The following is a 6837-nucleotide window of genomic DNA, read 5'->3' on the forward strand; positions in this document are numbered from 1 at the left end:
GTACCGCCGCCGGGTTTCATCGGCCATTTGGGGCAAATATTTGACGTCGATGTGCACAAAGCCGGGGACATAAGCTTTGAAGGCTTTCGCCTTGGGTGGGCTTTTATCCGCCGGCGGTCTGCGAGACACCCCGTGTCGCTTGAGCATCCGATGCAACGAAGCGCGGGTCAGGGTGGGATGAATGAATTCCCGCACCACCGCCAGCAAGTCGTCCAGGGACAAGTCCAACTGCTGGCGCAGCACCAACACCACCTGCTCTTGAGCCGGCGTCAGGGTCGTGGGCAGCCGGTGCGGGGTATGCGGCAAGTCTTCCACCGAATCGCGTCCCTTCCAGCGCGCGATGGTTTCCACCGTGACGCCAAAGCGCTTGGCCAACACCGTATTCGGTTCCGTACTCGCCTGGATCAAAGCGCGGATTCGGGGCGTGGTCGTCGCGTTTTTGTGCAGTCTTACTTGCATCCTGTCACCTCTCGCATGATGTCTCTGGCCATCAGTAAACCACACCGACGGCCTATTAGGGAATCATCCGTGACACGACAGGTAGGTTATAGCGTCCGGTACAACGCCAAACCGAGAGTGTGCGCGGAGATACACCCAACTGCTTGGCGGCTTCATGTGACGTGATAAGTCTCGATGCCATGTAACTGCTCCCAAGTTGCTTTCGAAGTAAAGCAGTAACATCGCAAAAATTTCGGCAGACCGCATAGGCAATAAAAACGGAAAAATGTGGATTTTCGGCCGATGCCGCGATAGCGCTATTTATTTCTGTCTTTCCATACTGATTCGACGGCGCCGTATGTTCTGATGCTGCAGTCGATACCCAACTCCTTGATGGCCTGTGAAACTATGTCGCAACCGCTAGGGTATGTCTCAGGTTCGCGGGAATCGTTCCTGGTGGGGTGAATCCCAAAATAGTAATGTAAGTTCCACACAGCACCACAGATAAACCTATTCCGGTTTTTATATAGTTTTTCCCTCCCGCGGCGTTTGGAAGGCGGCTTTTTTTTCTGTCCACATTCGATGTACCACCGCACCAAGGGGGCGGGAAACATCTCCGAATCCGCGATCTTTTTTTCAAACAACTTCAGGGCGGCATAAAATGCATTGGCGTTAATCTCCGCATATCGCGTCAACACCTCGAAACGCCAATCCAGGGACAGTGTTTTTTCATTGATTGCTTGCATCTTAGTTTCCATAGGGATGCCTGGCTGGTACACAATCGCGGGGAATAAATCCGGAAAAAACTCCAGTGCGATATTAATCAAACCAAGCGGATAAACCTTCAGATCGGTATCCTTAATCAAGCCTTCAATCCGAATATCACGGTCCTTCATTTGGAGCAAGTGGCCGGCGGCAGATAAAACCCTCTTCGCATAGGTGTCGTGTCACGGATGATTCCCTAATAGGCCGTCGGTGTGGTTTACTGATGGCCAGAGACATCATGCGAGAGGTGACAGGATGCAAGTAAGACTGCACAAAAACGCGACGACCACGCCCCGAATCCGCGCTTTGATCCAGGCGAGTACGGAACCGAATACGGTGTTGGCCAAGCGCTTTGGCGTCACGGTGGAAACCATCGCGCGCTGGAAGGGACGCGATTCGGTGGAAGACTTGCCGCATACCCCGCACCGGCTGCCCACGACCCTGACGCCGGCTCAAGAGCAGGTGGTGTTGGTGCTGCGCCAGCAGTTGGACTTGTCCCTGGACGACTTGCTGGCGGTGGTGCGGGAATTCATTCATCCGACCCTGACCCGCGCTTCGTTGCATCGGATGCTCAAGCGACACGGGGTGTCTCGCAGACCGCCGGCGGATAAAAGCCCACCTAAGGCGAAAGCCTTCAAAGCTTATGTCCCCGGCTTTGTGCACATCGACGTCAAATATTTGCCCCAAATGGCCGATGAAACCCGGCGGCGGTATCTGTTTGTGGCCATCGATCGGGCCACGCGTTGGGTCTTTGTGCGTCTCTATCACAGCAAAAGCGCCCGCCATGCGCGGCATTTTCTGGCGGCGCTGGCCAAGACCGCGCCGTTTAAGATCGAAAAGATTCTTACCGATAACGGAAAAGAATTCACCGATCGCTTTGTCACCCGGGGTGAACGGACCCCGACCGGACAGCACGTCTTCGATCAACTGTGCACGGAACTGGGCATCGAGCATCGACTCATCCGCCCCAAAAGGCCTCAAACCAACGGCATGGTGGAGCGATTCAACGGGCGTATTGCCGATATCCTGCGTACGTATCATTTCCGCTCCGGAGAGGAACTGGAAACCACCCTTCGACGATACGTCTGGTTGTACAATCATCAAGTGCCTCAGAAAGCCTTGGGGCATATTCATCCAGTGCAAGCCCTGAAAAATTGGCAAAGGTCACACCCACACTTGTTTCATAAACGTGTCGTCAATCATCCGGGACACGACACCTACCCTTTGTGAAAAGCGGCCGCCGCGTTCGCTACCGCCAAGAGGACATCGACGCATTCATTGAGCGCCGTACACGGACGCATACCGGGGAGGCTGCGGCATGATGAACAGCTCCGTTAAAAGGAAGCTCCCCCCGGATATTCTGGCCCGGCTTAACGAGCGCCTGCTGAATGAAAACCATACCCTCAAGCAGCATCGCGAGTGGCTTGCGAAACATGGTTATGACATTCCCCTAGGCACCTTGTACCGCTATTACCGAAGTCTGACTTCAGGTTTCCCGGAGTGGGGCGAATTGACCGCATTCCCGGGAGAAACCATCACCCAGGAATACACCAAAAAACTGCGCTTTCTGGGCTTTTTGCGTATTCAGCGCCAACGGATCGATACGGAAATATCCCGTCTAGAGCAAGAGCTGCTGAGTCCATGGGACATGGAGGAGGAGGCATATCGACTAAAAGACCCAACTTGAAGCCGTCGGCCGGGCATTGCTCCAGGGAAAAACCGTCAACGCGGTCACCGCGTTCAAGAATGGATGGACGACCCGCTTGTTATCGGTCATTTTGCGTCTCCGCCATCAGCCATTCCCAAAACGAAAAACCCCTCCGAGCGGCACACTCAAAGGGGTCTTTCCGGATAACCATCACATCACCCAGGGCGCATTATAGCGCCCTGAAAGGAAGAAGCGAATGTTTCCCTCTTTTGTTGACACCCCCAAAGGGCGGGGCTATCCTGAAGCCACTCTCAAAACTATCGACGGCAGCCCCGCCCCGTCAGCGCGGTTTTTTGTTGCCCCCCAGAATGATCGACCAGTTTCATGGTCGGGTGGACAGCCAGGAATACAAGACCGCTTCGGCGGGAATAATGGCGGCGGCTTCGATAGGCCGAGAGTGACACCCGGCCACCCTAATGGTGGTCGATTGCGCAACTCAAAACTATCGGAGGCAAATCATGCCTAATTCAATCCAACGCGCCACTGCGCGCAAGCCCCAACTCTTAACCTTCACCTATTATCGCGGCTACGACTCGACCGGAGCGGCCTATCCCGATGGCCCGTTGGCGATCATGCGCGGCCTGACATTCGAGCAGGGCAAGCGTGAATTTGAGGCCCACGGCCACCAAGGCTTCGTCGAATGCGATCAGACCGGAGCCGGTTACTACGGCGATGACTACCCCTGGATAACCCGGGATGGACGGGTGGTGCCGTCCCCGCTGGAGCAAGCCGAGGACACCACCAGATGCACCTATTGCAACGGCACCGGTCACATTATCCCGGCCAACTACCGAGGCCCGGGCCAGGAATGCCCAGAATGCGGCGGGAGCGGCCACGTCCACGGATCTCGGGATCTGCCGTCGGGACCTGTCCGCTATACGTCCATATGCGCGACCTGTCGAGGGAGCGGCGCGGATCCAGATTTCAACCACGATGATTGCGAAGATTGCCGAGGCACCGGCTGCGATCCTCTCAGCGACATCACCAATTCGTTGTTATGCACGAGCTGCCAGGGGACAGGCCGCGCGCAAATGTCATCCCACGATATCGCACGCCTGGATTGCTTGCGTCGTAGCATCATCGCGGTATCGGAGATTGAAAGCGACTTACGCGAGCAAGGATTCGACCGTGGCGGTGCCCGATACGCTGCCGAGATTCTGGCCCGGGCGCGCCGGGCCCTGGCCGATCATCTGGCCGCCGAACTGGGGGGAGGTGTGTGATGACCTCACAAAAAAGAACAGACCAAGAACACGAACTGCTCCTGGCCCTAATTGCGGGCAGCGATTCGCCGATGGCGGCGGATATGGGACGCCACGACGCAATATATTCGCTGCTGGATCGCACGGCAGCCATAGCCGATATGCTGGCGATCGGGGATTTTCCCGGCATGGACTCGTCGATGCTGAATGCAATCGGAGAGCAACTATCCGCGAACCTGGAGGCCATCCGAGTCATCATTCGCCGCTAAAAACAAAAAGCCCCATCCGGATCAAGTGCGGATGGGGCTACAAAAAAATTCATATCAATCGGAGCCATGATATGCCGAAGACATCCATGACCAACACATTATACCCCACCCATCCCCAAGATATTGAACGATTCCGCCGCGCCATCCTGGATTCAGGCTTGCCCGCACCGGAACAAGTTAATGCGGACGGCCGGATTCACCGTTTTCCCACCACCGGCAAGCGGGACGATGACGCCGGCTGGTATGTGCTCCATCTGGATGGCATTCCGGCCGGCGCCTTCGGCTGCTGGCGCGCTGGCATCACACAAAGCTGGTGCGCCAAGGACCGCGCCGAAATGAACCAGGAGGAACGCCGCGCCCACGCCAAACGGTTGGATGAAATCCAGCGACAACGGCAACAGGAAATTGAACGCCGGCAATCCGATGTCAGCGTCCGGGCATCGAACCGATGGCGGGAAGCCAAACCCGCCGAAGCCGATCATCCCTATCTGGAACGGAAGCGGATCCGGCCAAACGGCGCGAAGATGGACGGCGACAAGCTGGTGATACCGGGCATCGATGCCGGGGGCACCCTCTGGACGCTGCAAACCATCACCGGTGAGGGAGACAAGCGTTTCCTCCCTGGAGGAAAAAAGCGCGGCTGTTTCTTCCCCATACCGCTCATCTTGCCGGAATCCCCCGAGTGCATCGTGATCTGTGAAGGCTTCGCCACCGCCGCCAGCCTCCACGAGGCGACCGGTCTACCGACCTTTGCCGCCTTCGACGCGGGGAATCTTAAACCGGTGGCCGAGGCCCTGCGGAAGCAATACCCCAAGGCGGGTATCGTCATTGCCGGCGACAACGACCAGTGGACCGAGGGCAACCCGGGCGCCGCCAAGGCGCGAGGGGCCGCCGATGCCGTTGGCGCGGCGTGGTGTGTGCCGGATTTCAGCGCGGTGGATACCGACACCAGGCCGACGGATTTCAACGACCTGGCTGGAATCGCCGGACTGGAGACGGTCAAAACCCAAATACAGGGGGCTGTGGCGCAAGCAGTGGGGATTCCCCCCGCCCCCTTCGGCCACCTACTCAACCGCCGGGGTGTATTCCGTCTTCGGGACGATGGCGAACCCCAACCCCTGGCCCATCGGCCGATCTGGGTGGAGGCCTTGAGCCGCGACGGCAGGCGCGAATCCTGGGGGCGGCTGGTGGTTTGGGAGGACCACGACGGCCACCGACATGAGCGCGCCATCCCCGCCAGTATGTTTCATACCGGCGGCCGGGAAATCGCCCAACTGCTGGCCGAGGGTGGGCTTCCCATCGTCTCCGGAAAGGAAACCCCCTTACTTCAATATCTGGTGGCCTTCGCGCCTAAGGATCGCCTGACCGCCGCCACCGTCACCGGTTGGCACGGGCAGGCCTTCGTGCTGCCGGATCGAACCCTGAAGGCGCCCGAGGGGGAGCGGATCGTCTACCAACCCCACGACCAGCACACCGCCGCCGATGCCTTTTGCCGCGGCGGTACGTTCGACGCCTGGCAATGGGCAGTGGCCGAGGCCCCTTCCCTGGTGCGTTTTGCCGTTTGCGCCGCCCTGGCCGCCCCCATGCGTCACCTGGTCGAAGTGGAGGCCGGCGGTTTTCACTTCCACGGCAACACCAGTCGGGGCAAGACCACCTTATTGCAAGCCGCCGCCAGCGTTTGGGGCAACAGCGCGGACCCTCAGCAAGCCGGCGGCGCGGCCGCCTATATTCAAAGATGGAACGCCACCGATAACGGACTGGAAGCCACCGCCGAATGCTTCAACGATTTGCCGCTGATCGTCGATGAGATCGGCGAATCGGAAACCCGGGATTTCGGCCGCACCATTTACCGCATCATGTCCGGTTCCGGACGCCGGCGCGCCAATGTCGGAGGTGGTTTACGGCGCGCCAAATCCTGGCGCGTGCTGATTCTCAGCGCCGGCGAACTGCCCGCCGCCGAATACGCCGCCCAGGAAGGCCGGCAGGTGCGTGGCGGGCAGCTGGTGCGCTTGGCGGATGTCCCCATCGATGGCGCACCCCTGTTCCGCGATGGTGGGGAGGTCGATCATCTGAAACAGGCATTCGCCCACCATTTCGGCCATGCCGGCCCCCGGTTTATTGAGTCCGTCACTACGGAAAAAATGGCCGAAGCCTGGCGCGGTTTCGACCCCGAGGCCATTGGTCCCGCGGCCACCCCGGAGGCGGTGCGCGTCCGAAAACGCTTCGCCCTGGCCGCCTGTGCCGGCGAGCTGGCCATTAAGCATGGCCTTCTGCCTTGGAGGCCTGGCCAAGCCATCGAGGCCGCGCGCTTGGCCTATCGAACCTGGCAGTCCGGACATTCCGCCGCCACCGAAGGGGAACGGGGGATTGTGAATCTTCAGGCATTCATCCTACGGCATGAAGCAAGGTTCGAACGCGAGGACAACGACCCTCCCAAGGAGCGCGCCGGCTGGTTTCG

The 6837-nt window shown here is 58.9% G+C and carries 7 protein-coding genes and 1 pseudogene; 6 read left to right on the forward strand and 2 right to left on the reverse strand.

The window, feature by feature from the left end; all coding sequences use genetic code 11:
• A pseudogene (locus H035_RS0117300) lies at positions 1-459 on the reverse strand (IS481 family transposase); the annotation flags it as partial.
• A gap of 296 nt (positions 460-755) precedes the next feature.
• Positions 756-1334 (reverse strand): hypothetical protein, encoded by a 579-nt coding sequence (locus H035_RS0117305; protein WP_022950211.1) that lies wholly within the window; start codon positions 1332-1334, stop codon positions 756-758.
• Positions 1335-1458: 124 nt separating this feature from the next.
• Here H035_RS0117305 and H035_RS0117310 point away from each other — a divergent pair, with 124 nt between their 5' ends.
• From H035_RS0117310 to H035_RS0117330, 6 genes are all read left to right on the forward strand, one after another.
• The gene (locus H035_RS0117310; protein ID WP_022950212.1) at positions 1459-2433 is read left to right on the forward strand and encodes an IS481 family transposase; all 975 of its coding nucleotides are present in this window, start codon (positions 1459-1461) and stop codon (positions 2431-2433) included.
• A complete protein-coding gene (locus H035_RS22830) occupies positions 2430-2525 on the forward strand; it encodes a hypothetical protein (RefSeq protein ID WP_152486107.1) in 96 nt (31 codons plus the stop codon). The genes H035_RS0117310 and H035_RS22830 overlap by 4 nt, the downstream gene beginning before the upstream one ends.
• Complete coding sequence (locus tag H035_RS0117315) at positions 2522-2890, forward strand: hypothetical protein (RefSeq protein ID WP_022950213.1); 369 nt, start codon at positions 2522-2524, stop codon at positions 2888-2890. The genes H035_RS22830 and H035_RS0117315 overlap by 4 nt, the downstream gene beginning before the upstream one ends.
• A 479-nt stretch (positions 2891-3369) precedes the next feature.
• Complete coding sequence (locus H035_RS22075) at positions 3370-4131, forward strand: zinc finger domain-containing protein (RefSeq protein ID WP_022950214.1); 762 nt, start codon at positions 3370-3372, stop codon at positions 4129-4131.
• Positions 4131-4379 (forward strand): hypothetical protein, encoded by a 249-nt coding sequence (locus H035_RS22080; protein WP_022950215.1) that lies wholly within the window; start codon positions 4131-4133, stop codon positions 4377-4379. Before H035_RS22075 ends, H035_RS22080 begins: the two co-directional genes overlap by 1 nt.
• Positions 4380-4465: 86 nt before the next feature.
• On the forward strand, positions 4466-6837 hold a 2372-nt coding region (locus H035_RS0117330), incomplete at its 3' end, for a DUF927 domain-containing protein (RefSeq protein WP_022950216.1).

Origin of the sequence: Methylohalobius crimeensis 10Ki (assembly GCF_000421465.1) — a bacterium.
Taxonomy (GTDB): domain Bacteria; phylum Pseudomonadota; class Gammaproteobacteria; order Methylococcales; family Methylothermaceae; genus Methylohalobius; species Methylohalobius crimeensis.